The following is a 19,863-nucleotide window of genomic DNA, read 5'->3' as shown; positions in this document are numbered from 1 at the left end:
AGTGAATTAAAGAGGGTCGAGATACAAATACCTAAGTATCAAGATGCTTTAGATAAATTTGATAAAGGGCGGAGAATTGTGGTTGTTGGCGAGCCTAAGATTAGCGAGTGGGTTTGGGAATTACAGGCGTGTCGGAGTCAGGGATATGGAAAGAAACAACAGGGTAATGAGAGTGGTGTTGCCAGTCTGGAAGAAAGTAAACACTATTCTGAATTATCTCGTGAAGTGTTAAGCAATAGTCAAGCTGACCTCTCCCTCAAACCCCCAAAAGACTGGACCGAAGCGGAGCTTAAAGATGCGATGAAGGCGCGGGAGAAGGCACCGGTTCAGGAGAGGCAGGATATGATGCTGCGTGAACGTGAATGGTTTGAGCATTATTATGGCAATGAGCCGATACGTTTTGATGAAACGGGCAAGATGGTTCAGCCCAGCCCGGTTCGTCGGGCACCGGAGAGCCCGCTTCCTGTGCGCACGGTGGATGGTCAACCGTTGGAAGAGGCGATTGAAGATGTGTTGGGCCGTTTGCCGGAAACTGGTGATGAAGTGCGCATCAGCCCGATTGAAGGTGGTGTGGTGTTGCCCTTTCCTCAAAAACCACCGCAAGATGGTCAGCCGGGGATTCATCCGGTCCCTGTCCCTGCACCGGGAAAAGGCGCGCCGCCTCGCTTGCCTCTGCCGGGGCCGGATAATGATTTGATTGGAATTATGCCGGTCAAAGGGGAGGGGGGGCTATCCTTTCCTCAAAAACCACCACAAGACGGTCAGCCGGGGATTCAGCCGGTTCCTGTTCCTGCACCGGGAAAAGACGCGCCGCCCACCTTGCCCCTGCCGGGGCCGGGTAATGATTTGATTGGAATTATGCCAGTCAAAGGGGAGGATGAAATTGTCAAAGGCATCCAAAGCGGTTTGAACTTCCTATCCAATAAAGACAACCAATCGCCGCTGCCCAAAGCTCTGAAACAGCCCAAACTGAAAGAAGATGGGGTTTTAGGGCCAAAGACTTCGTTGGGGCTGAAAAAGGCTCTGGTCGACAAAGGGACGGGCAAAGTCTCAGAAGCGCTGGCATTGGGGCAGTTTAAAGAAACGGTGAAAAAGGCGAAAAAAGGCGGTATGCACAACCTTGCTGGTGAGTTGGGTGTGACTTTTGAGCCACTTTTGCCGCAAAAGAAATCACCCAAGCCGGGTTTCCAACCCGAAGGTTTGGCCTTGCAAGATACGCTTAATGACTTGGGGGCAAATTTGAAAGATGATGGAATTGTCGGGCCGAAAACGACCGATGCCTTTATGCAGGTGGTCAAAGCCAAGGATGAAGACGAGATCGTCAACCAATTTGCCCATAATCTAGGCTTTGGATTTTAAGCCTTTTTCCTCGTTATTTTTGCAGATTAAAGAATAACGCAACTTTTTTTGAAAAAAATGAATTTAGGGCTTGCGCATGTTCGCGTTATGTTCTATATTCAGTCTCAGTCAACAGCAGAAGTGTGACCGGAGTGATCTTTCCTCCCCTTTATGCTGAGACTCTTCTTACAGATTTTGCTTTTCGGATAACCGGACTGATCTACGCTGCACTGTAGATTTCTCATTGTTGTTCGGCCCGAAAATGCCTTGCTTGTCTGGATGCGGCGGACATTGTCCATAACCGCGTTTTCAAGACAGGCCCCTTTCCTTACAATTTGAAATAACAGGAGTGATGTAATGTCTACATCAATCGAACAGTCGTTTATTGGCCATTATGTGGCCGAAGTACACCTGCAGTATCAGCAAATGGGCTCAAAACTGCGCAATACGGTACGTACCAAAGATAATGTGGAAGGGGCAACAACCACCTTCCAGAAAATTGGTAAAGGGACAGCCTCAACCAAGGGGCGTCATGGTAAAGTGCCGATCATGAATATTGATCACGAGCCGGTGGAATGTAAGCTCTATGATTACTACGCAGGCGATTGGATTGATAAGCTGGATGAAATCAAAACCAACATCAACGAAATGCAGGTGGTCTCCAAGGCCGGGGCTTATGCGCTGGGTCGTAAAACGGACGAGTTGGTGATTAACGAGCTGGATAAATCCACCAATTTTGCCGGTGATGGCACCGATGGTCTGACCAAGGCAAAGGTGCTGGAAGCTTTTGAAATGATGGGTGAATCAGATGTGCCTGACGATGGCGAGCGCTATGCGATTGTCGGTTGGAAGCAATGGTCTGACTTGCTGCAAATTGATGAGTTTACCAAGGCTGATTATGTCGGTGAAGAAGACCTGCCCTGGAAAGGTACTCAGGCCAAAAAATGGTTGGGGACGCTGTGGATGCCCCATTCCAGCCTGACCAAAACCGGCGATGTGCGCTACTGCTATTGGTATCATAAAACAGCCATCGGTCATGCCATCGGCCATGATATCAAGTCCGATGTATCCTGGCACGGGGATCGTGCGGCCCATTTCGTCAATAACATGATGAGCCAGGGCTCTTCCCTGATTGATCCATCAGGTGTGGTCTCTTTGCGCTGCCTTGAAGCGTAAGCTCAGATTTGAAACTCCCCAGACTTTGGCCCCGGTATTGTATCGGGGCCTTTTTTTATGAAGGAAATTAACATGGCTTTTGAAACAAAAAACTTGAGTGTTCTGGCATATTCCAACGGCTTTACCCTATGGCATTATGCCACGGTTGATACGGCTGCAGTTGTGGATACGAACGGTTATTTTAACGAGGCGGCTGATATGTTGCGCACAGGTGATATGGTGATGGCGAACGTTGATACGGACGGCACACCTGCAGCGGGGATTTTCCTCGTTTCTTCCAGCACAGGCTCAAATGTAGACCTGGCGGATATCACGGCTGTGGGCGGTACGAATACCGACTAGGTTCTAAAAGGGGGCTGAGGCCAAGGGTTTTGGCCCCTTTTACACTCGAAACTCGAGGTCTTCTTCTTCGTCATTGTCTTCGTCGAAATTAAAAAGCTGTGGGGCTTTTTCAATGACGACGTTCAGAATTTCTTCCACTTTCTGCTGGTCATCGAGTGCGGCCTGATCCACTTTTTCCTGCAAGCGTTCATTTTCAAGTGTTTGTTTCATGCGATGCAAGTCTTGCAATTCACGAATGAATACATCACGCGAACCAATTGGCAGGTTTTTTTCTGCAATATAGCGCAGAAATTTCAAAGAAGCATGGATGGCAAGGGTCAGTTGACGGACGCTGAGTTCGTCCAGTTGATCTTGCAGATCAGGGTTGTCGCCTTCTCTTTCAGCGGTGGCAAGGCGGCGTTGAATAACTTCGTTGAAACTTTCACATTCAATGACAAGGTCGCGAAATTCAAGATAGGTTCCAAAGCCTTCACCCGTCAGGGAGGCTTCGGCATGTTTGGCCCAATTGTCCAGCTCTTGTGTCTTTTCTTTCAAGCTGCCAATGAACTGCGTGATTTGTTCACGCTGTTTCAGGTTTTTACTTTGGTTGCTTTCGACCAACATTGGGGCTCCATCAGGCAAATGAATGCGTCATCAAAATGTAACGAACCATTTGTGAAACACTAGAGAATCATAACTTGCCTATCTGGGCAAGCAGCTTTTCTCAAAAAAAGAAAACTCTTTCAAATACAATAAACTATGTGTCGCTTTGCGAGCATTATTAGAGCGCCGATTAGCCTTATTATAAGACACATAGTAGTTGTTAAAAATACGTATTTTTACTTATATTAGGGAGATAGTCAATGTCCTTGACAAAAATAGGATTATGTTCACGCGCCCTGTTGAAAATAGGGGCTAATACCATTTCTTCGTTTGAAGATGGGTCTGTGGAAGCAGAGGTTGCCCATAACCTGTATCCGGGCATGCGCGATAGCTTGTTGTCTTCATACCCCTGGAGTTTTGCAACAGCACAGAAACGTCTGGCGCGTTTGTCTTCTTCTCCGATTGCAGATTTTGCTTATGCCTATCAGTTACCTGCTGATTTCTTGCGAGCCCTGTCTGTTGGTTCAGGAGATCGGGGGCGGGGGGTGACGTATCGTATTCAGGAAAGACGTCTGCATACCGACATGGAAGATGTGGTGCTCACCTATATTTTTCGGCCGGAACCCACAGAATTTCCCCCTTATTTTACGCAAACATTGATTACGCATCTGGCGGGGGAGTTTTGCTTGCCTTTAACAGAAAGTGCCTCACGAGGGGAAGCTTTCATGCGTATTGGTGAAAAAGAACTGCAAAAGGCTCGCAATATTGATGCGCAACAACAAACACCGCAAACAATTGCCTTGGATGGTTTGGTGGGAGTACGACACTGATGGCACGCACACGTATTGCAAAAAACAGCTTCTCCGGCGGGGAGATTTCTCCCTATCTGGTGGGGCGGGGTGATTTAAAGGCTTATGAAAATGGCATGGGGGTGATGCGTAACCTGATCATTTATCCTACAGGTGGTTTACGCCGTCGTGCGGGGCTTCGCCATATTGATACGGCTTTGGGGCCTTCACGTCTGGTGGCTTTTGAATTTAACATTGAACAGGTTTATTTGCTGGTGTTCAGTGATTTAAAGATGCGGGTCTATCGTAACGGGGTGATGGATGTGGAGATTGACACACCTTGGAGCGAGGCACAGCTTCCCCTTTTGATCTGGACGCAAAGTGCGGACACCTTGTTGGTCGTCCACCCCGATGTGTCCCCGCGAAAAATTACACGGACCTCTCATACCGATTGGTCTATTTCAGAATGGAGCTTCTTTGAGGATGATGAAACCGGAAGGCGCTATCAGCCTTATTACAAGTTTTCCGAAGATGAAGTCACTCTTCAAGCCAGTGCATTAACCGGCACAGTGACATTGACAGCCAGTGCGGATGTTTTTGTTAACGATCATGTCGGAACCCGGATGCGGCTGGCGAAAAAAGAGGTGGAAGTTACGGCCATCACCTCACCAACACAGGCAACGGCAGAGGTCAAAGAAAAAGATGGTCTGGTCGATACAAAAGCCACAAAGGACTGGGAAGAGCAAACCTTTTCTGCGGTGCATGGCTGGCCCGTTTCGGTGGTCTTTCATCAAGACCGTCTGGTCATTGGCGGGACGCGTGATTTACCCAATCGGTTGTGGATGTCCAAATCATCAGACCTGTTTAACTTTGATCTGGGGGAGGGGCTGGATGATGAGTCGATCGAATTTGCCATTTTGTCTGATCAGGTGAATGCCATTCGCTCGCTTTTTTCTTCGCGTCATCTGCAAATCTTTACTTCCGGGGCAGAATGGATGGTGTCTGGGGACCCGTTAACGCCGGAAACCATCCAGTTAAAACGCCAGACCCGTGTGGGGGCCCCGGTTGATCGTTATATTCCACCGCGCAATGTGGATGGGGCCACCTTGTTTGTCAGTCGCGATGGTCAAGACCTTCGTGAATTTATGTTTGCCGATGTGGAACAGGCTTATCAATCCAATGATTTGGCCATGTTGTGTAAGCATTTGATGAATGAGCCACTTGATCAGGATTATGATAGCTATCGCCGCTTATTTTATATGGTCATGGGTGATGGCACGATGGGGGCCTTGAGTGTTTATCGGGCGGAAAAGATTTCGGCCTGGTCTTTATTGGAAACTCAAGGGGCGTTTAAAAATATCTGTGTGGTTGGGCAGGATGCCTACGTGCTGGTTGAACGAAACGGACAAACCTTCATTGAAATCTTTGATGATCGCCTTTCAACCGATGGCGGCCTGTATGGTGAAGATAGTGACGGCAGTTTGGTCTGGTCCGGCTTAGATCATTTAGAAGGATTGAGCGTGAAAATCGTTGCCGATGGTGCCGTGGTTTCAGACCAGAATATTTCCGGGGGGCAAATTCTTTTGAAACGTGAGGTCAATAGCCTGGAAGCGGGACTATCTTATACTCACGTTCTGGAGCCGTTGCCCCCTTCTCCTCAGGCCACAGGGCATGCAGCACAAGGGGGCAGGGTACGGCTGGTATCGTTGACTTTTCGTCTAAAAGACACGCAGGCATTTAAACTGGATGTGGGACGCGGGGCCAAAGATGTCCCCTTCAAACGTTTTGGTCCAGCTGGTGTGTTGGATAGTGCCCCGCAAAAATTTACCGGGGATTTGACAGTGCGGGCGTTAGGGTGGCGCAAGAATGGAACGGAAAGCCTTTGGCGTATCGAACAGGATACGCCGCTTCCCTTTAGTGTCATGTCTGTGATCGAAGAACTCACAGCCAACGCCTGATTTTTAATCAATGACTTTTAAGGAGAAACGCGATGAGTGAGAACATCGTGATTGGTGACGTGCGCCCCCGCATTCAGGCGGTGGGTGACGGTGTCCAATTGGAATTTATCTATCCATTTCCTATTTTCCAGAATAGTGATTTGGAAGTGTATCTGGATGAGACCTTGCAAAATACCGGCTTTACAGTAACCGGGGCAGGGCAATCCAATGGTGGGAGTGTGACTTTTGATACACCGCCTGCCAATAATGTTGTGGTGACTTTGCGGCGTTATTTGGTGATTGAACGAACCAGTGACTTTGCCGAAGGCGGGGCCTTTCATGCCTCCGTGATTAATCAGGAACTGGATTATCTGGTCGCTGTTGCCCAACAGAATGCGGATGACCTAGAACGTAGCGTCATATTGAACCCGACAGATGGGGACAGTAGTCTGGTTCTACCATCCAAAACGGCGCGTGCTGAACGCACACTGGCTTTTGATAGCAACGGTGCCCCGATTGTTGGGCCACAAGCCAGTGATATTGTCAGTGCCCAAGCTAATGCAGCCACGGCAACACAGGCTGCGACTGATGCGCTTGCTGCACAAGTGGCTGCGGAGGCCGCACGTGATAATGCCCAGACCTTTAATCCAGCGGATTATCGTGCTGTTGTTGATCCGATTGTGACGGGGGATTTATCTGACGGGTCGGTGACACAGGCAAAAATTGACCCCACTGTCCAGCTTGGCGGCCCGTCCCTTGGCACAAACTCAATCATTCGAACCAATGCCGATACGATTGCCGAAGACATCACGATCCCTGCGGGGACAAATGGCATGACAGCAGGACCGATTACGATTGCAGGCGGTACGGTAACTGTGAATGGTAACTGGAGGATTGTTTGATGGTTTTGAAATTTGATGGTGTGAATGACAAGGTTCAAACCGCAACGATTGAAACAGATATAGGTGGTCCTGTTGACTTGACAGGCCAGAATGCAATTAACACATGGTGTCGTTTTCAGGGGAGAGGAGGTGTAGCGATCAAATCAAGCCTGAATATTTCTTCTATTACAGAGCATGGAACTGGTGACTATCAGTACACTTATGCGACACCGTTCGCTAACGCAGACTATTCGTTTGCCTTTGGTTGCGGATATGGGGGAGGTAGTTTCTACAATACATTAGCGGCCCAAGGTGTACGCGAAGGATATGATCCGCTAACAAACATGGTGCGTGTAACGACGAACTATTCAAATGGAAATACAGGTGATTATGAGCATGTATCCGCACATATTATTGGAGAGTTAGCATGACCTTGAAAGTAGATCGAATTGAAAAGGTAGATGGATTATCCGGTATTGATACGGATTATGTGATTGGTGGTGCAGCCCGTTTTTGGGTTAGGGCTTTCCATGTTGGCATTGATGAAAGTTTAAATTGCTCAAGTATCGTGGATAACGGGACGGGGGATTACACATTTAATTTTACGAATGCTTTTACAACCGTAAATCATTCAACAGTTGGCATGGCGGATTTCAATTCCACGGGGTCATATAACCGATTGTTGCAAGGCGTTGGGGCAACAACCACCAGTGAGCGGTTTTATACGATCACGGCCGGGAATGGTGGCCGCTATGATAGTGGGCGTTTGTGTATTCATATACAGGGAGATTTGGCATGAGCAACCTTATTGTAACAAATATCAATGGTGAAGCGGATGCGGACCGTGCTGTTGGTCGCTCTAGAGCTTTCTGCAATTTTACTTCAACAACGAATACGATCCGCCAATCCTTTAGCGTGTCTTCCATGACTGATGAGGGAACGGGACGCTATTATGTGTCCGTTGCTTCTCCCTTTGTTGATAGCGGGTATGTCGCGACTTGTGCCTGTAATACGAATACTTCTGCAAATCATGACAATAACGTCACTTGGGCGCGTGCGTTTCCATATACGACCAATAAAGTGCGCTACACGTCGGCAGAAACTCATCAAAACAACTTTTCAGATACGGCGGCACAAACGGCTCAAGTGACCGTGTTTGGGGATTTGGCATGAGGACCCTAGCTGATCTTCCCTTATGGAAACGTATTGAACTGGCGAAAGACCAATTGGAGCCTGTTCAGTCCGATTATCGTGTTGTTTTTGATGCGGATATTGACAGCCCTTCAAGTGTTTTGGTGCCTGATCCAAACTGGATGGCGGCGGCTTTACAGGGCGGAATCTTACCCCCTGTAGAGGTTTATCACCAGCTGGAAGAAGATGAACAGGGACGTATCACCAATGGTCACATCCTTCATGAAACACCACCAGTTGGACCTATGACGCAAGAGCAGGCCATTGAATATTTAATCGAAAAAGATGTGCCTTCGCATGTCTGGAAAAGCAAACAGGGCAATGCCATCAAGTTGGTGGTCTGCCGCAAAGATCAACTCCCGGCAACGCGACAGTGGCGCAATGCCTGGAAAATTAAACAGGAGATGACAAATGACAATGACATACATTAACACCCCGACAGGTCAGATCGAAGCCGACCAACTTCAGGCAAAACCTTTCAATCGGACCTTTCGCGAAGCATGGCAGCTTAACGGGGCTGTGATTGACGTGGATATGGAAGGTGCCCGCAAGATTTGGCGTGAAAAAATTCGCGATGCCCGCTCTGAGGTTCTGGGGAAACTGGATGCTGATTACATGAAGGCGTTGGAAGCGGGCGATACAGAGTTACAGCAATCAATCGCCGCCCAAAAACAGGCGCTACGTGATGCTCCGTCTGATCCGGCGATTGATACGGCCCAAACACCGGAAGAGCTGGAGGCCGTGCAGCCTGCGGGACTTGAGGTTTCCTAAAGACTCTGATCTTGGAGCGTTAATGTCGTCGTTTCTATAAAGGAAACGGCTTTTTTTATGTTCGGAGAGAAGAGGGTGAGTGAACCAACAAAAACAAGGTCGCCCCGGCGCAGGCGGCGTAAAAAAGCAGGCTCGATTGAAGAAGTCAGGGTTCTTCTGGCTGATCTTCTGCCCAGTCTGATCCAAAGCGCCACCATCAGCTATGAAGCGTTCAGCAATGCCGATGTTCCCGAAGATGCCAAAGGTTTTGCAGCCCATCATGCGGCGTGCAAGTCTGCGTTGTCTCATATGGAATTATTGACCAAACTGGCACGTTGGGCCGAAAAAACCGAAGAAGAAGCGGCCCCCGTTTTATCAGAAGATGAAGAAATTGCCGGTTTACTGGCAGGTGCCCGTGCGGCCTTGCAGGAACTGGAAAGCTGATTTTGTTAACTGCCCCCTTGGCTGTTATTCGTCAGAGTGATGGCTAAGGGGGATGATTAAAAAAGGAGGAAAAGAACCATGAAAAATCGCGTGGCCTTTCCGGAGTTTGTCATGTTATGGGACCAGCTTCAGGGACTGACCATGCCGCAACATCATCTTAAAATCTGTCGTTGGCTGGACCAATCGTGGTCTGCTGGGCAGCGTGAATTATTGCTGATGGCTTTTCGAAATAGTGGGAAAAGTACATTGGTGGGACTTTATTGCGCGTGGCTTTTATATCTGGATGCGGACCGTCGCATCATGGTGATGGCGGCTGATTTTGCGCTGGCAAAAAAAATGGTGCGCAATGTGAAGCGCATTATCGAACGTCATCCCCTAACCAAACGATTAAAACCCAAGCGTAAAGAACAGTGGGCCTCAGATCAGTTTACGGTCAATCGTCCGTCTGAATTGCGTGACCCGTCTATGTTGGCGAAGGGGATTGGGGCAAATATTACAGGCTCACGGGCTGATGTCGTGATCTGTGATGATGTGGAAGTGCCCAATACCTGTGACAGTGCCCCAAAACGTTTGGATTTGCGTGCCCGCCTTCAGGAAATTGATTATGTGTTGGTTCCCGGTGGCTTGCAGCTTTATGTCGGCACACCTCATACCTATTACACCATTTATGCAGAAGACAAACGCCATGAAGGGGAAGAGGAAGAACCGTTCCTTCTGGGGTTTGATCGTTTTATGCTGCCGTTGTTAAATGAAAATGGGCAGAGCCAGTGGCCTGAGAGGTTTCCCGATCAAAATATTGAAGCAATTCGTCGACGCACAGGAAAAAATAAATTTGAAAGTCAGATGATGTTGCGTCCGGTCAATATTTCGGAAAGCCGCCTTGACCCTGATATGATGCAGCTTTACGAGGCGGATCTCGATTATAACGAACATAATCAGATGGCTTCCCTGTCTTTGGATGGGCAAAAGCTGGTGTCTAGCAGCTGTTGGTGGGACCCGTCCTTTGGGTCTCCTCATAAGGGGGATGCCAGTGTGATTGCCGCCCTGTTTACGGATGAACAGGGGCAATACTGGTTGCATGCGTTGCGCTATATGACCCATGATCCCCACTTGTTGAAAGAGGCGGATGAAGCGACCCAGATGTGTCGTCAGGTCGTAAACTTTGTCAAAGAATTTTATTTACCTTCGGTGTGTTTGGAAACCAATGGGGTCGGGAAATTCCTTCCCGGCTTGCTGCGACGGGAGCTGGAACGTGAAGGAATTTCCTGTGCTGTTATTGAGAAACATTCACGCACCAATAAGGCAGAACGAATTTTATCAGCCTTTGATGTGGTTTTGGCCTCACGTGCCTTAAATGTTCATCGCAATGTTTGGAAAACATCGTTTCCTACAGAAATGAGGGAATGGGTACCGACCCTTTCGGCCAAGGACGATGCGCTGGATGCTGTGGCGGGGTGCTTATTGTCAGAACCTGTGCGTTTACCTCGCACTCCTGTGCATGAATTAGATGGAAAAAAAATGACAAACTGGGGTGGGGGCAGTGGCGCTATCACGGCACAAAGTGATTTTGATGTTTAAAATCAAAACTTGAGATTGGTCAGACCAATTCCTATATCCTATATAAGATTTAAGTATTGAAAAAGGAGGATGTCATGAAACGCATGTTGAGCAGTCTTTTGACACTGGCTTGTGTGATGTCCTTCGCCTTTCCTGTAGCGGCACAAAACCTGTGTGGCGAGCGTGTGGACATAATTGATACATTGAAAAAACGATATCACGAAGTTCCCGTTTCAATGGGATTGGCGGGGAACGGCGGTGTCGTTGAGATTTTTGCCTCTAACAATGGAACATGGACCATTTTAGTCACACGCCCGACAGGTGTTGCCTGTGTGGTTTCGGCAGGTGAAGCCTGGGAAAGTATCAAGGGAATTGGGGATAACGACCAAGGTGCTTAAATAGATAAATAGGTCCTGACCCTAAAAAGAAAACACTAACGCTTCTGCTTTTGGCAGAGGCGTTTTTTTATGGAGAAAACAAATGAAAACGAGCTGGAGTATTGACCTGATCTGGTGGATCTCAGCCTTTGAACTACCGGCCCTGGCAGGGCTGTTCTGGATGATCTGGAAAAATCGGCATGATTTTGAAGATGATATTTCAGACCTGCGTGAGAATATGGATGCCTCTTTTGCAAATACACGTGAAAACTTGTCGGCTTACAAATTGGAGGTCGCAAAAAATTATGCATCCATTTCCTACATGAAAGATGTGGAGCGCCGCCTGACGGGGCACCTTGTGCGGATAGAAAACAAGCTTGATCAAACCGGAAGGAGGAAAACAGATGTCTAATTGTCGTTATTCACAACAACCGGAAGAAGCCGTGGATACAATGGCCCGCACGCTTTATGGGGAGGCCCGCCGGGAAAAGGTCCGTGGTCTTGAAGCTGTTGCCTGTGTCATTATCAACCGGGTGGAAAAGGCCCTGCAAAAGGGCAGTTACTGGTGGGGAGGTGATGTGGAAAATGTATGCTTGCGCCCCTGGCAGTTTTCCTGCTGGAACCCCAATGATCCCGACCGGGAGAAAATTCTGTTGATTGATAAAGGCAATAAGGTGTTTGCTTCCTGCTTGAGGGTGGCTCATCGTGCCCTTTATGGGGGGATTAAAGACCCAACGAACGGGGCAACCCATTATCATCGCAAAGGGTTGTTGCCGGCCTGGGCACGTCAGCAAGTCCCTTGTGCAGAAGTTGGCAACCATGTGTTTTACAAGGATATTCCTTGAAGAATGCGTTGGGGAAGGTGGAATCCTGCCTTCCCCGTGAGCAAAAAGTTTCTTTTCCATGTTGCTTCAAGGGGGCACTTTCTGTAATGTGCGCCAACTTTTTAAAGAAAGACAATGCACGTGGGGCGCTGCTTCGTTATAGTGGGAGCTTATGCGCGAGAACGTTAATTCATAAGGATGGGTTATGAGTGTAGATTGGACGCCGGAACGTATTGAGATTTTGACACAGCTGTGGAACGAAGGCATTGCAACCAGTGAAATTGGCCGTCGTTTGGATGTCACAAAAAATGCTGTGGTCGGTAAAGTCCACCGTTTGGGCCTGCCAAAACGCCAATCCCCAATCCAACGCAAACCTGCCAAGAAAAAGAAGGCACCGGAGCCGGAAGTCATCACGCTGGATAAACTGCGTCCCGGCATGTGTGCCTGGCCGATTGGCGATCCGGGGACACCGGGCTTTCACTTTTGTGGGGGCAAGGCCACGGAAGGTAAACCCTATTGTGAACCCCATTGTGAACAGGCTTATGTGCGCAATGTGAAGGAAGACAAAAGCGCAAAGAAAGCCGCTGAAGGCTGATTTCTTGCAATGAACAGGTTGAAGAAAGCGTTTGAGTGATATGTCCAAACGCTTTTTTTTTATAACTGTCGCTTGGCTTTCAGGCTGGCAAGGGCATGCAGGGCAAGTGTGCCAACAACAATGGTACCGCCAAACAAGGCATTGATGGATGGGACTTCATTCAGCGCAAGCCAAACCCAGATGGGACCAATGATGGTTTCCAATAACATCAACAGGCTCACTTCTGGGGAGGGAATACGTTTGGCCCCAAGACCCAACAGGACAAAGGCCAAAGCATTAAGCCCACCCATGGTCAGTAATGTCAGGGTCGCTTGTGTATCAATCATCAGGCTGGGGGCAAAATAAAGGGCCGGGATACAGATCATCATGCCGCCCCAGGCAAAGATAGTGGGGACGTTCATGGATTTTTCACTGCGAATGATGGTCATATTTGCAGCTGTGACAAAGGCACAGGCCAAGGCAAAAAGCTTGCCATCCAGACCTGTCCCATCCAGATCATCCATAAAGACAATTAAAATCCCAACAATGGCACAGCCCATTGCAACCCATGTGCGTAGTGCAATGCGTTCTTTTAAAAAGATCATGCTCAACAAGGCTGCAAAAAGGGACATGGTGCTCAAGATCACCAGTGTATTGGCAACTGTTGTATGAGTGATGGACAGCACAAAGGTCAGTGTCCCAATGGCCGAACACAGGATTGCAAGCCAGGCTTTCCAATGTGTTGGCAGCAATTCAGATAAAGCTTTGGATTTATGCATGACCAGTTGGGAGGCAATTAACCCCGTGGCAATAAAAATGCCGCGCCAAAAAACAATGGTCCAGTCACCTGTGCCGACGAGACGCACCAACAGACCGTCTGGTGTCAGGGCAAGAGCACCAGCTGTGGCAAAGATCAGTCCTTGAATATGGTCGGGTCGTTGTTGCATGGTAGCGGTCTTGCTATTTGTTTTAAGAGAGAGGCACCTGATGGGCTTCATAGATCATATTCATGCCTGTAACAATCACGATCTTACGAGGTTTGTGCCTTTTTATGCACCAAATGGGCAGCAAATTGGCTGGGTGCGTCAAGACAAACTGTCGCTTCTAACGGGTTTTGAAAAGCTATTGGAAATTACCGGGCAATCAGTTTCCATCCGTCCTTGTCAGGACCTGACAGCGGCGATGGCGCAGGTCACAACTGCTTTGCGTGATCAGGGCGTATTGGAGAACTGGCGTGACGAACCTTATGAAGTGAAAGCCTCTTTTGCTGAAAAGCCGTTATTTTTGATGGAACGCGCCGCCACCGCGTTTTTTGGGATACGGGCCTTTGGGGTGCATATTAATGGGTATGTTCGCCGCCCTGACGGGTTTTATATGTGGATTGCCAAACGGGCATTCGATCGTGCCATTTGTCCGGGGATGCTGGACAATATGGTGGCTGGTGGACAACCAGCCGGGCTGAGCCTGATGGATAATATTATCAAGGAATGTGGGGAAGAAGCCAATGTGCCCGAACAATTGGCGCGCACTACCCAGTCGGTGGGTATGATCAGCTATATGATGGAAACGGATGGCGGGATTAAGCCGGATGTAATGTTTTGTTATGACCTTGAAGTCCCTGCAGATTTTATACCTGAAAATACCGACGGGGAGGTTGAAAGCTTTAGCCTCATGTCTGTCGAAGAGGTCGCTGAGATTGTACGTACCAGCTTTGAGTTTAAGTTTAATTGCAATTTGGTGGTGATTGATTTCCTTCTCCGCCATGGGGTGATTATGCCGGATGACTGCGCGGATTATGAGGCATTGGTCAGGGGCTTGCGTCAATGAAGTGGATGAGCATTTTCTTTTTTCTTTTTTGGGTCTCGCCGTTAAAAGCTGAGATCATTGAGCTGGAATATGGGGTGAATGCTCTTGATCTTGATGGGGATGGTATTGCTGAACAGGTGATTAAAACCTGGCGTGAGAATTTTAATGCGCATGGCTATAAGGGGTATTTGTTTATCGGTGAGGAAAACGGTGTATCCAATACCATTACCTATCTTTCACCTGAAAAGAAAATACATCGTGATATGATGTATTCCTCAGAGAGGGCAGAATGTACGGTGCAGGATTATTTTCTGTTACAAAAAGAAGGAAGGGTTGAGCTGGTTCGTGCTCTGATCCCCTTTGGTCAGAAGAAAGTGCATTTCCATTATTTCAAACTGATGCGAAATAAGGAGGGGATCCCCGGCGATCCACACCGCTACTGGATGGCTTATAAAAACAAAACGTCGCAGTATGATCACTGCGACGTTATCAGGGCGATGAAACTGGAAGGTTTGCGTTAGGGCAGTTTGCCGTTATAGGCCCAGTTTTCATACATCAACATATAGTCACGATGTTCATCCGGGGTGAGTTGGTTGATGTAATGCAGGGCACGTTGTTCGCGTTTTTCTCCACGATAACCATCAGCTTTAAGCATATACCAGAAAGCGGCATCTGATCTTTTTCCCAGCTTCCATAGGTGCTCTGCCAAATAATGGCCTTGATAAAAACGACCGGGATTGAGGCGAGCAGCTTTGAGGTACCATTTAATTGCCTCCTGTTTGGAATAGGCTGAATTTTTTTCATCTTCATAAAAGGTTGCCAGCCTAATATGAGCTTTTAGATGCCCTTGCTTAGCAGCTTCCAATAGTAAGTCGAGCATGTCGGCTGTTTTGGCTTCTTTATTTTTGAGTTTTGTTTCGTAGATATTAAAAAGGTTTTCCGCTGTTTGTGGGGCACTTTTGATTGCCAGTTGTTGATAGTGCTCTCTGAGCGGGTCTGCGATAGCTGGGCAAGCGTTATATTTCAAACTGTCAGCGATATAGCCTTCAACGTTCTGAGCCGTCGGTTGTTCTCTAGAAAGTTTTTTTTGGGCCAAAGCATAGGCGCGTGTTTCCCAATAAGGGCCGAGTTCTGGAAAGGCTTGGTGGTTTTTATAATGAGATGACAGGAACAAACGTGCTTCAAGACTGCCGTTGCGTGCCGCTTTTGTGAACCAGATCAATGATTGTTCAGCATCAGTGTTGATGCCTTTTCCTGTCCAATATCGACAGGCGAGAGTAAGTTGGTCGCGAAAATTGCCATGAGTATGTATGGCCATTTGTAGAGAATAGCGAAAGGCTATTTTCTGTTCGTCCTGACGATCATAGAAATCATGAAGAGTACTAAGTACTTCATAGTCCTTGATATCTGTGCCTGTGATATGGTCTTTCAAAATAGCCGAAATTTTTTCCGCAGTAATTTGTTTGGCAGATAAGGAACGAAATAGTTGTTCGAGTTCTCCATAATTTGCCTCTTTGGTCGTTTGGCAAGCCCCAAGTGCCATCAGGGCGAGGACAGGTAAAATCAGTCTGTACTTCATCATAAAAGCCTTTTCATAACGATGTTATGAAAACCTATGAAATGGTTTGGGGCTTTTTATTTGAGGCGGTTGAGAAGTTCGTCAACGCTGAGACCTTTTTCCCGCAAAGAACGGATTGTCAAAGATTTGTCACGTTTGGCAAAACGTTTGCCATCTTCGCCTACCAGCAATCCATGATGGTGGTATTCAGGCACGTCCAGCTCCAATAAGGCTTGGAGCAGGCGGTGGATATGGCTGGCGTGAAACAGGTCTTCACCGCGTGTGACCAGCGTGATGCCTTGTAAGTTATCATCCAGGGTGACAGACAGGTGGTAGCTGGTGGGGGTGTCTTTACGGGCAAGAACCACATCACCAAATATTTCCGGGGTGGCTTTTTGCATGCCTTTGTCATGATCCAGCCAGCTCAGTGGGCCTGCCATTTTTATGGCTTTGGTCATATCAAGGCGCAGGGCAAAGCTTTTTCCAGAGGCTTTTAAATCCTCTTGCTGAGCACGCGAGAGGGTACGACAGGTACCGGGATAAAGAATACCATCTGGTCCGTGGGGGGCATGACCTGCTCGTTCGATCTCGGCTTGAATGTCCTTGCGGGTGCAAAAACAGGGATAGAGTAAACCCATTTCAGCAAGCTGATGAAGGGCTTTGGCATACTCGTCCATATGTTGGGATTGGCAGCGTACAGGAATGTCCCAGTTCAGGCCCAGCCAGGCCAAGTCTTCGTAAATGGCTGCGATATATTCGGGGCGGCATCGCCCTTGATCAATGTCTTCAATCCGCAGCAAAAAACGATCCCCTTTTTCAGCGCAGAACAACGCACTATAGGCATGGCCGAGATGGAGATACCCGGTTGGGCTGGGGGCAAATCTGGTAACGTGTTTGTGCATGTCTCAATATGTATCACAGATGTAACTTCTTTGTCATAGCGCTTTGTTAGTGTTATTCTAAAGAGATAAGGAGGTTGTGACATGATGCATGTTGCACTGGCCCATTTTCCTGCACTGGTCCTTAATGCTGACTATCGTCCATTAAGCTACCTCCCCCTTTCGCTCTGGTCTTGGCAAGAAGCCATTCGCAATGTGTTTATTGAGCGTGTCAATGTCGTCTCGGAATATGAGACCTGTGTGCATTCCCCCTCTCATACAATCCGTTTGCCCAGTGTCATTGCGCTGAAACAATATGCCAAGCCTGCGCCACGGGTTGCATTCACAAGATTTAATGTGTTCTTGCGCGATATGTTTGCTTGTCAATATTGTGGTATTGAATTGCCCGCCCATGATCTGACCTTTGATCATGTTATCCCCAAATGCAGAGGAGGGCGCACGAATTGGGAAAATATTGTAACGGCGTGCAGGCCCTGTAATACCCATAAGGGGCATATGAGTGTCAGGCAGGCGAGAATGCAGCTTCTAACACCACCTTATCGCCCCAATAATTTTGAGTTACAGGAACGAGGCCGCTTTTTCCCGCCAAACCATCTTCATGAGAGTTGGCGCGATTTCCTTTATTGGGATAGCGAGCTGGAAGAGTAATCTGTGTCTACATCCTGATCTCAAGTTCATCGTGGGACCTGCGGTCAGGAAACATTGTTTGTTTGCGCCGTCTTCGCTCTGGCCCTTTAAAGACAGGACAGTCGGTAAAGGGACGGGGATGGGCAATCATGGAACAAATGCGGTTATATAAATTATATCCAGTTACAGGTTTTGCCAGAAATTCGGTGATCCCCGCATCTCGGGCTTCTTTGACGGTTTGCAGGTCAGCAATGCCTGTAATCATCAGAATATTGGCATGCTGGTAAGGTTCGAAAGAAGCGCTACGGATTTGCCGGACCATATCAATGGTGTCACAGCCTTTGAGCTTATATTCTGTGATGATCAGGTTGGGTTGTTGTAAACTTAAAAACTCCAGAACCTCATCGCTGTGGAATGCAAAATGGAGCTTGGTGATGCCGAAGGTATGTAAAATTGTTTGTATCAAGTTCGCAGCAAAGCGGTCCCGTTCAACGACTAAAACAGATAGGTTCTGCAGGCCGAAACTGTGAAGTGTAGGCATTTGAACTCTCCTTCCCAAAAATCCAAATCAATAGTGTGTTCTAGTGGCTTATGGTGCCGTTCATTAATGTGTTGTCTTGTTCAGCAGGCTGTTCAGGGCTTCCTGTGAAATGACACCTGCTTCTTTGGTGGTTTTTTCTTTTTGTGCCGGGGGAACAAATCTGCCGGTTCGCTTCTGTATGACATCTGTCAGGCGTGAGACAACTTGCTTGCCCAGGTTTCCACCCGGACCCTGGACTTTTTCATCTGCGATGAATGTCAGGGCGGAGAAATACGCCGTCAGCGTTTTGAAATCCTGTGGTCTTAATGGACCCTTTTTTTCTTTCTTGAGAAGGTATTTCTCGCAATGTTCCCCAATTACAGAAAGGAGAGGGTAGTTGAAACTACCTCCCATGACTCTGATATCGTAAATCAGATCTTTAAAGGCGGCTAATTCATCATCAGATTGAATGCCCTTTTGCGTGAAATTTTCCAGATATCGGGCCAGTTCCTGTAAACGTTCTGTGCAGATTGTCAGAAAATCATCAGATTGTGCATGCAGGTTTTGATCGGCTTGCCTGATCGTATTTTGATCGACACGCCCCTTGCCACTTAACATGACCACATCCTTTAAGGGGAGAATCGCATCAAGCTTAAGCTGTTTGATTGTTTCCAGCTCTCCGCGTCGTGCCAGTTTGATCCCGCCCTCAAGGGAGCCTGCATCAGATGTATAAAGGTGTAACTCTTTAATCGGGTCTAAAGATGTCTTAGCGCTATCGCGTGTGCATATTTCGGACCAGAAGGCCGAAGCCTGCTGCTTGTCCCAAAACCCCTCAAAAGATGTTGCGCCAGATTGTTTGACGGTTGCCACAATGTACATGGCGTTTCTCCCCATAACTTTATGGAGACGTAATTTCTCTTTCTTATAGTGGTAGTACCAGATGATAGCCGTTTAGGTCGTTTCTGGCAATTAGTAGTTTTGAGTATATCTAAATGTATATGCTTTTCGTTTATTTGCCCCCTCATCTTGTAGGGGCTTTTTTCATGGAGGTGTAAATGGATCCGTTTACTATTTTTATGACTGTTGCCACTATGGCCCAGTCAATGATGGCAGCACGCAAACAGCAACAAGCTCAACAAAGGGCTGCTCAACAGGCCGCTGATCAGCAGGCTAAAGAGCAATGGGAAGCCTATGAACGTGCTGAAAAAGAAAGAAAAGACCAGCTGAAAAAGGCGGTGGCAAAGAAAAGAGCCAGAATGGGGGCTTCGGGTTTTTCTGCTGCGGATGGTTCTGCAGGTGCGATTATTCAAGGGTTGCGCACAGATGAGGCTGAAAAAACACACCAGCAATATTCAGATGCGCAGGAAAACATTAATCAAACGATTTCTTCTTTACATACAGATTTGTTAAAAGAATCAGACCAACGAAAACGAGCTTTTATGAAGCAAGCCGGGGCGGCTGTCGGCTCTATTGCTGGAAGTTATCTGGATAAAAAGCCCCCCTCAACAGATGGAGGAGATGAAGAGGGCGGAACGACCAAGACAAAAGAAACATATTCCAATGAAGGGCGGCAATTGGGTACGTTGATTGGGGGAATGTTTTAGGTACTAGAATCCCTTTGACAAAGGCGCGGAAATCTATATATTTCGCGCCTTATCAATTTCCGGGAACGTTGATTATTTTAATCACGCC

General features: G+C 47.8%; 27 protein-coding genes. 21 read left to right on the top strand and 6 right to left on the bottom strand.

Annotation, left to right across the window (positions count from 1 at the left end; all coding sequences use genetic code 11):
- The first annotated feature begins 78 nt into the window (after positions 1-78).
- The 3 genes from E4K71_RS11895 (at position 79) to E4K71_RS11885 (ending at position 2,856) form a co-directional block, all read left to right on the top strand.
- A complete protein-coding gene (locus E4K71_RS11895; protein WP_135079841.1) occupies positions 79-1,359 on the top strand; it encodes a hypothetical protein in 1,281 nt (426 codons plus the stop codon).
- 336 nt (positions 1,360-1,695) lie between these two features.
- Positions 1,696-2,514, top strand: a complete 819-nt coding sequence (locus tag E4K71_RS11890; RefSeq protein ID WP_135079839.1) for a phage capsid protein — start codon at positions 1,696-1,698, stop codon at positions 2,512-2,514.
- A 72-nt stretch (positions 2,515-2,586) separates the two neighbouring features.
- Positions 2,587-2,856, top strand: a complete 270-nt coding sequence (locus tag E4K71_RS11885; protein ID WP_206201905.1) for a hypothetical protein — start codon at positions 2,587-2,589, stop codon at positions 2,854-2,856.
- 39 nt (positions 2,857-2,895) lie between these two features.
- Here the strand turns inward: E4K71_RS11885 and E4K71_RS11880 are convergent, their stop codons facing one another.
- Positions 2,896-3,459, bottom strand: coding sequence for a hypothetical protein (locus tag E4K71_RS11880; protein ID WP_135079837.1), 564 nt, complete (start codon positions 3,457-3,459; stop codon positions 2,896-2,898).
- Positions 3,460-3,698: 239 nt separating this feature from the next.
- Between E4K71_RS11880 and E4K71_RS11875 the strand changes: the two genes are divergently transcribed.
- The 14 genes from E4K71_RS11875 to E4K71_RS11810 all read left to right on the top strand — a co-directional run bounded on the left by E4K71_RS11875 (position 3,699) and on the right by E4K71_RS11810 (position 12,782).
- Positions 3,699-4,268, top strand: a complete 570-nt coding sequence (locus tag E4K71_RS11875) for a hypothetical protein (protein ID WP_135079835.1) — start codon at positions 3,699-3,701, stop codon at positions 4,266-4,268.
- Positions 4,268-6,184: a hypothetical protein gene (locus E4K71_RS11870; RefSeq protein WP_135079833.1), complete on the top strand. Its 1,917-nt coding sequence runs from the start codon at positions 4,268-4,270 to the stop codon at positions 6,182-6,184. Before E4K71_RS11875 ends, E4K71_RS11870 begins: the two co-directional genes overlap by 1 nt.
- 32 nt (positions 6,185-6,216) lie before the next feature.
- The gene (locus tag E4K71_RS11865) at positions 6,217-7,065 is read left to right on the top strand and encodes a hypothetical protein (protein WP_135079831.1); all 849 of its coding nucleotides are present in this window, start codon (positions 6,217-6,219) and stop codon (positions 7,063-7,065) included.
- Positions 7,065-7,475 (top strand): hypothetical protein, encoded by a 411-nt coding sequence (locus E4K71_RS11860; protein WP_135079829.1) that lies wholly within the window; start codon positions 7,065-7,067, stop codon positions 7,473-7,475. Before E4K71_RS11865 ends, E4K71_RS11860 begins: the two co-directional genes overlap by 1 nt.
- The gene (locus tag E4K71_RS11855) at positions 7,472-7,843 is read left to right on the top strand and encodes a hypothetical protein (RefSeq protein ID WP_135079827.1); all 372 of its coding nucleotides are present in this window, start codon (positions 7,472-7,474) and stop codon (positions 7,841-7,843) included. Before E4K71_RS11860 ends, E4K71_RS11855 begins: the two co-directional genes overlap by 4 nt.
- The gene (locus tag E4K71_RS11850; protein WP_135079825.1) at positions 7,840-8,217 is read left to right on the top strand and encodes a hypothetical protein; all 378 of its coding nucleotides are present in this window, start codon (positions 7,840-7,842) and stop codon (positions 8,215-8,217) included. Before E4K71_RS11855 ends, E4K71_RS11850 begins: the two co-directional genes overlap by 4 nt.
- Positions 8,214-8,666, top strand: coding sequence for a hypothetical protein (locus tag E4K71_RS11845; protein WP_135079823.1), 453 nt, complete (start codon positions 8,214-8,216; stop codon positions 8,664-8,666). The genes E4K71_RS11850 and E4K71_RS11845 overlap by 4 nt, the downstream gene beginning before the upstream one ends.
- Positions 8,647-9,006, top strand: coding sequence for a hypothetical protein (locus tag E4K71_RS11840; protein WP_206201904.1), 360 nt, complete (start codon positions 8,647-8,649; stop codon positions 9,004-9,006). The genes E4K71_RS11845 and E4K71_RS11840 overlap by 20 nt, the downstream gene beginning before the upstream one ends.
- 75 nt (positions 9,007-9,081) lie before the next feature.
- Positions 9,082-9,429, top strand: coding sequence for a hypothetical protein (locus tag E4K71_RS11835; protein WP_240796801.1), 348 nt, complete (start codon positions 9,082-9,084; stop codon positions 9,427-9,429).
- A 78-nt stretch (positions 9,430-9,507) separates the two neighbouring features.
- Complete coding sequence (terL, locus tag E4K71_RS11830) at positions 9,508-11,007, top strand: phage terminase large subunit (protein ID WP_135079821.1); 1,500 nt, start codon at positions 9,508-9,510, stop codon at positions 11,005-11,007.
- Between the two features lie 74 nt (positions 11,008-11,081).
- Positions 11,082-11,384 carry a hypothetical protein gene (locus tag E4K71_RS11825; protein ID WP_135079819.1) on the top strand — a complete coding sequence of 101 codons (303 nt, stop codon included), beginning with the start codon at positions 11,082-11,084 and terminating at the stop codon, positions 11,382-11,384.
- Between the two features lie 82 nt (positions 11,385-11,466).
- Entirely contained in the window at positions 11,467-11,775 is a 309-nt protein-coding gene (locus tag E4K71_RS11820) for a hypothetical protein (protein ID WP_135079817.1), read from the top strand.
- Positions 11,768-12,208 (top strand): cell wall hydrolase, encoded by a 441-nt coding sequence (locus E4K71_RS11815; RefSeq protein ID WP_135079815.1) that lies wholly within the window; start codon positions 11,768-11,770, stop codon positions 12,206-12,208. The genes E4K71_RS11820 and E4K71_RS11815 overlap by 8 nt, the downstream gene beginning before the upstream one ends.
- Before the next feature lie 184 nt (positions 12,209-12,392).
- Positions 12,393-12,782, top strand: a complete 390-nt coding sequence (locus E4K71_RS11810) for a GcrA family cell cycle regulator (RefSeq protein ID WP_135079813.1) — start codon at positions 12,393-12,395, stop codon at positions 12,780-12,782.
- A gap of 59 nt (positions 12,783-12,841) precedes the next feature.
- Here E4K71_RS11810 and E4K71_RS11805 read toward each other — a convergent pair whose 3' ends face one another.
- Positions 12,842-13,708 (bottom strand): DMT family transporter, encoded by an 867-nt coding sequence (locus E4K71_RS11805; protein ID WP_167730498.1) that lies wholly within the window; start codon positions 13,706-13,708, stop codon positions 12,842-12,844.
- Positions 13,709-13,748: 40 nt separating this feature from the next.
- Here E4K71_RS11805 and E4K71_RS11800 point away from each other — a divergent pair, with 40 nt between their 5' ends.
- Together E4K71_RS11800 and E4K71_RS11795 are read left to right on the top strand one after the other, a co-directional pair.
- Entirely contained in the window at positions 13,749-14,588 is an 840-nt protein-coding gene (locus E4K71_RS11800; protein WP_135079809.1) for an NUDIX hydrolase family protein, read from the top strand.
- Positions 14,585-15,088, top strand: a complete 504-nt coding sequence (locus tag E4K71_RS11795) for a hypothetical protein (RefSeq protein WP_135079807.1) — start codon at positions 14,585-14,587, stop codon at positions 15,086-15,088. Before E4K71_RS11800 ends, E4K71_RS11795 begins: the two co-directional genes overlap by 4 nt.
- On the opposite strand, the gene E4K71_RS11790 is transcribed toward E4K71_RS11795, so the two are convergent.
- Together E4K71_RS11790 and gluQRS are read right to left on the bottom strand one after the other, a co-directional pair.
- Positions 15,085-16,149, bottom strand: coding sequence for an SEL1-like repeat protein (locus E4K71_RS11790; RefSeq protein WP_135079805.1), 1,065 nt, complete (start codon positions 16,147-16,149; stop codon positions 15,085-15,087). The two genes, E4K71_RS11795 and E4K71_RS11790, sit on opposite strands and share 4 nt — an antisense overlap.
- Positions 16,150-16,202: 53 nt before the next feature.
- Positions 16,203-17,027 (bottom strand): tRNA glutamyl-Q(34) synthetase GluQRS, encoded by an 825-nt coding sequence (gluQRS, locus tag E4K71_RS11785; RefSeq protein WP_135079803.1) that lies wholly within the window; start codon positions 17,025-17,027, stop codon positions 16,203-16,205.
- An 84-nt stretch (positions 17,028-17,111) separates the two neighbouring features.
- Between gluQRS and E4K71_RS11780 the strand changes: the two genes are divergently transcribed.
- Positions 17,112-17,672, top strand: a complete 561-nt coding sequence (locus E4K71_RS11780) for an HNH endonuclease (RefSeq protein WP_135082057.1) — start codon at positions 17,112-17,114, stop codon at positions 17,670-17,672.
- 7 nt (positions 17,673-17,679) lie between these two features.
- Here E4K71_RS11780 and E4K71_RS11775 read toward each other — a convergent pair whose 3' ends face one another.
- A complete protein-coding gene (locus E4K71_RS11775) occupies positions 17,680-18,192 on the bottom strand; it encodes a response regulator (protein ID WP_135079801.1) in 513 nt (170 codons plus the stop codon).
- 63 nt (positions 18,193-18,255) lie between these two features.
- Positions 18,256-19,050 carry a hypothetical protein gene (locus tag E4K71_RS11770; protein WP_135079799.1) on the bottom strand — a complete coding sequence of 265 codons (795 nt, stop codon included), beginning with the start codon at positions 19,048-19,050 and terminating at the stop codon, positions 18,256-18,258.
- Positions 19,051-19,226: 176 nt separating this feature from the next.
- Between E4K71_RS11770 and E4K71_RS11765 the strand changes: the two genes are divergently transcribed.
- Complete coding sequence (locus E4K71_RS11765) at positions 19,227-19,775, top strand: hypothetical protein (protein ID WP_135079797.1); 549 nt, start codon at positions 19,227-19,229, stop codon at positions 19,773-19,775.
- Positions 19,776-19,863: the final 88 nt, after the last annotated feature.

The sequence above is a fragment of the Terasakiella sp. SH-1 genome (assembly GCF_004564135.1).
Lineage (GTDB): Bacteria > Pseudomonadota > Alphaproteobacteria > Rhodospirillales > Terasakiellaceae > Terasakiella.
Note: the sequence above shows the minus strand (reverse complement) of the source record. Positions and strands in the feature narration are given on the sequence as shown.

Bases quoted from the DNA above. Each gene is read 5' to 3' on its own strand.
- E4K71_RS11890 (WP_135079839.1), top strand. From the start codon at position 1,696: ATGTCTACATCAATCGAACAGTCGTTTATTGGCCATTATGTGGCCGAA.
- E4K71_RS11885 (WP_206201905.1), top strand. From the start codon at position 2,587: ATGGCTTTTGAAACAAAAAACTTGAGTGTTCTGGCATATTCCAACGGC.
- E4K71_RS11880 (WP_135079837.1), bottom strand. From the start codon at position 3,459: ATGTTGGTCGAAAGCAACCAAAGTAAAAACCTGAAACAGCGTGAACAA.
- E4K71_RS11875 (WP_135079835.1), top strand. From the start codon at position 3,699: ATGTCCTTGACAAAAATAGGATTATGTTCACGCGCCCTGTTGAAAATA.
- E4K71_RS11870 (WP_135079833.1), top strand. From the start codon at position 4,268: ATGGCACGCACACGTATTGCAAAAAACAGCTTCTCCGGCGGGGAGATT.
- E4K71_RS11865 (WP_135079831.1), top strand. From the start codon at position 6,217: ATGAGTGAGAACATCGTGATTGGTGACGTGCGCCCCCGCATTCAGGCG.
- E4K71_RS11860 (WP_135079829.1), top strand. From the start codon at position 7,065: ATGGTTTTGAAATTTGATGGTGTGAATGACAAGGTTCAAACCGCAACG.
- E4K71_RS11855 (WP_135079827.1), top strand. From the start codon at position 7,472: ATGACCTTGAAAGTAGATCGAATTGAAAAGGTAGATGGATTATCCGGT.
- E4K71_RS11850 (WP_135079825.1), top strand. From the start codon at position 7,840: ATGAGCAACCTTATTGTAACAAATATCAATGGTGAAGCGGATGCGGAC.
- E4K71_RS11845 (WP_135079823.1), top strand. From the start codon at position 8,214: ATGAGGACCCTAGCTGATCTTCCCTTATGGAAACGTATTGAACTGGCG.
- E4K71_RS11840 (WP_206201904.1), top strand. From the start codon at position 8,647: ATGACAATGACATACATTAACACCCCGACAGGTCAGATCGAAGCCGAC.
- terL (WP_135079821.1), top strand. From the start codon at position 9,508: ATGAAAAATCGCGTGGCCTTTCCGGAGTTTGTCATGTTATGGGACCAG.
- E4K71_RS11825 (WP_135079819.1), top strand. From the start codon at position 11,082: ATGAAACGCATGTTGAGCAGTCTTTTGACACTGGCTTGTGTGATGTCC.
- E4K71_RS11820 (WP_135079817.1), top strand. From the start codon at position 11,467: ATGAAAACGAGCTGGAGTATTGACCTGATCTGGTGGATCTCAGCCTTT.
- E4K71_RS11815 (WP_135079815.1), top strand. From the start codon at position 11,768: ATGTCTAATTGTCGTTATTCACAACAACCGGAAGAAGCCGTGGATACA.
- E4K71_RS11810 (WP_135079813.1), top strand. From the start codon at position 12,393: ATGAGTGTAGATTGGACGCCGGAACGTATTGAGATTTTGACACAGCTG.
- E4K71_RS11805 (WP_167730498.1), bottom strand. From the start codon at position 13,708: ATGCAACAACGACCCGACCATATTCAAGGACTGATCTTTGCCACAGCT.
- E4K71_RS11800 (WP_135079809.1), top strand. From the start codon at position 13,749: ATGGGCTTCATAGATCATATTCATGCCTGTAACAATCACGATCTTACG.
- E4K71_RS11795 (WP_135079807.1), top strand. From the start codon at position 14,585: ATGAAGTGGATGAGCATTTTCTTTTTTCTTTTTTGGGTCTCGCCGTTA.
- E4K71_RS11790 (WP_135079805.1), bottom strand. From the start codon at position 16,149: ATGATGAAGTACAGACTGATTTTACCTGTCCTCGCCCTGATGGCACTT.
- gluQRS (WP_135079803.1), bottom strand. From the start codon at position 17,027: ATGCACAAACACGTTACCAGATTTGCCCCCAGCCCAACCGGGTATCTC.
- E4K71_RS11780 (WP_135082057.1), top strand. From the start codon at position 17,112: ATGCATGTTGCACTGGCCCATTTTCCTGCACTGGTCCTTAATGCTGAC.
- E4K71_RS11775 (WP_135079801.1), bottom strand. From the start codon at position 18,192: ATGCCTACACTTCACAGTTTCGGCCTGCAGAACCTATCTGTTTTAGTC.
- E4K71_RS11770 (WP_135079799.1), bottom strand. From the start codon at position 19,050: ATGTACATTGTGGCAACCGTCAAACAATCTGGCGCAACATCTTTTGAG.
- E4K71_RS11765 (WP_135079797.1), top strand. From the start codon at position 19,227: ATGGATCCGTTTACTATTTTTATGACTGTTGCCACTATGGCCCAGTCA.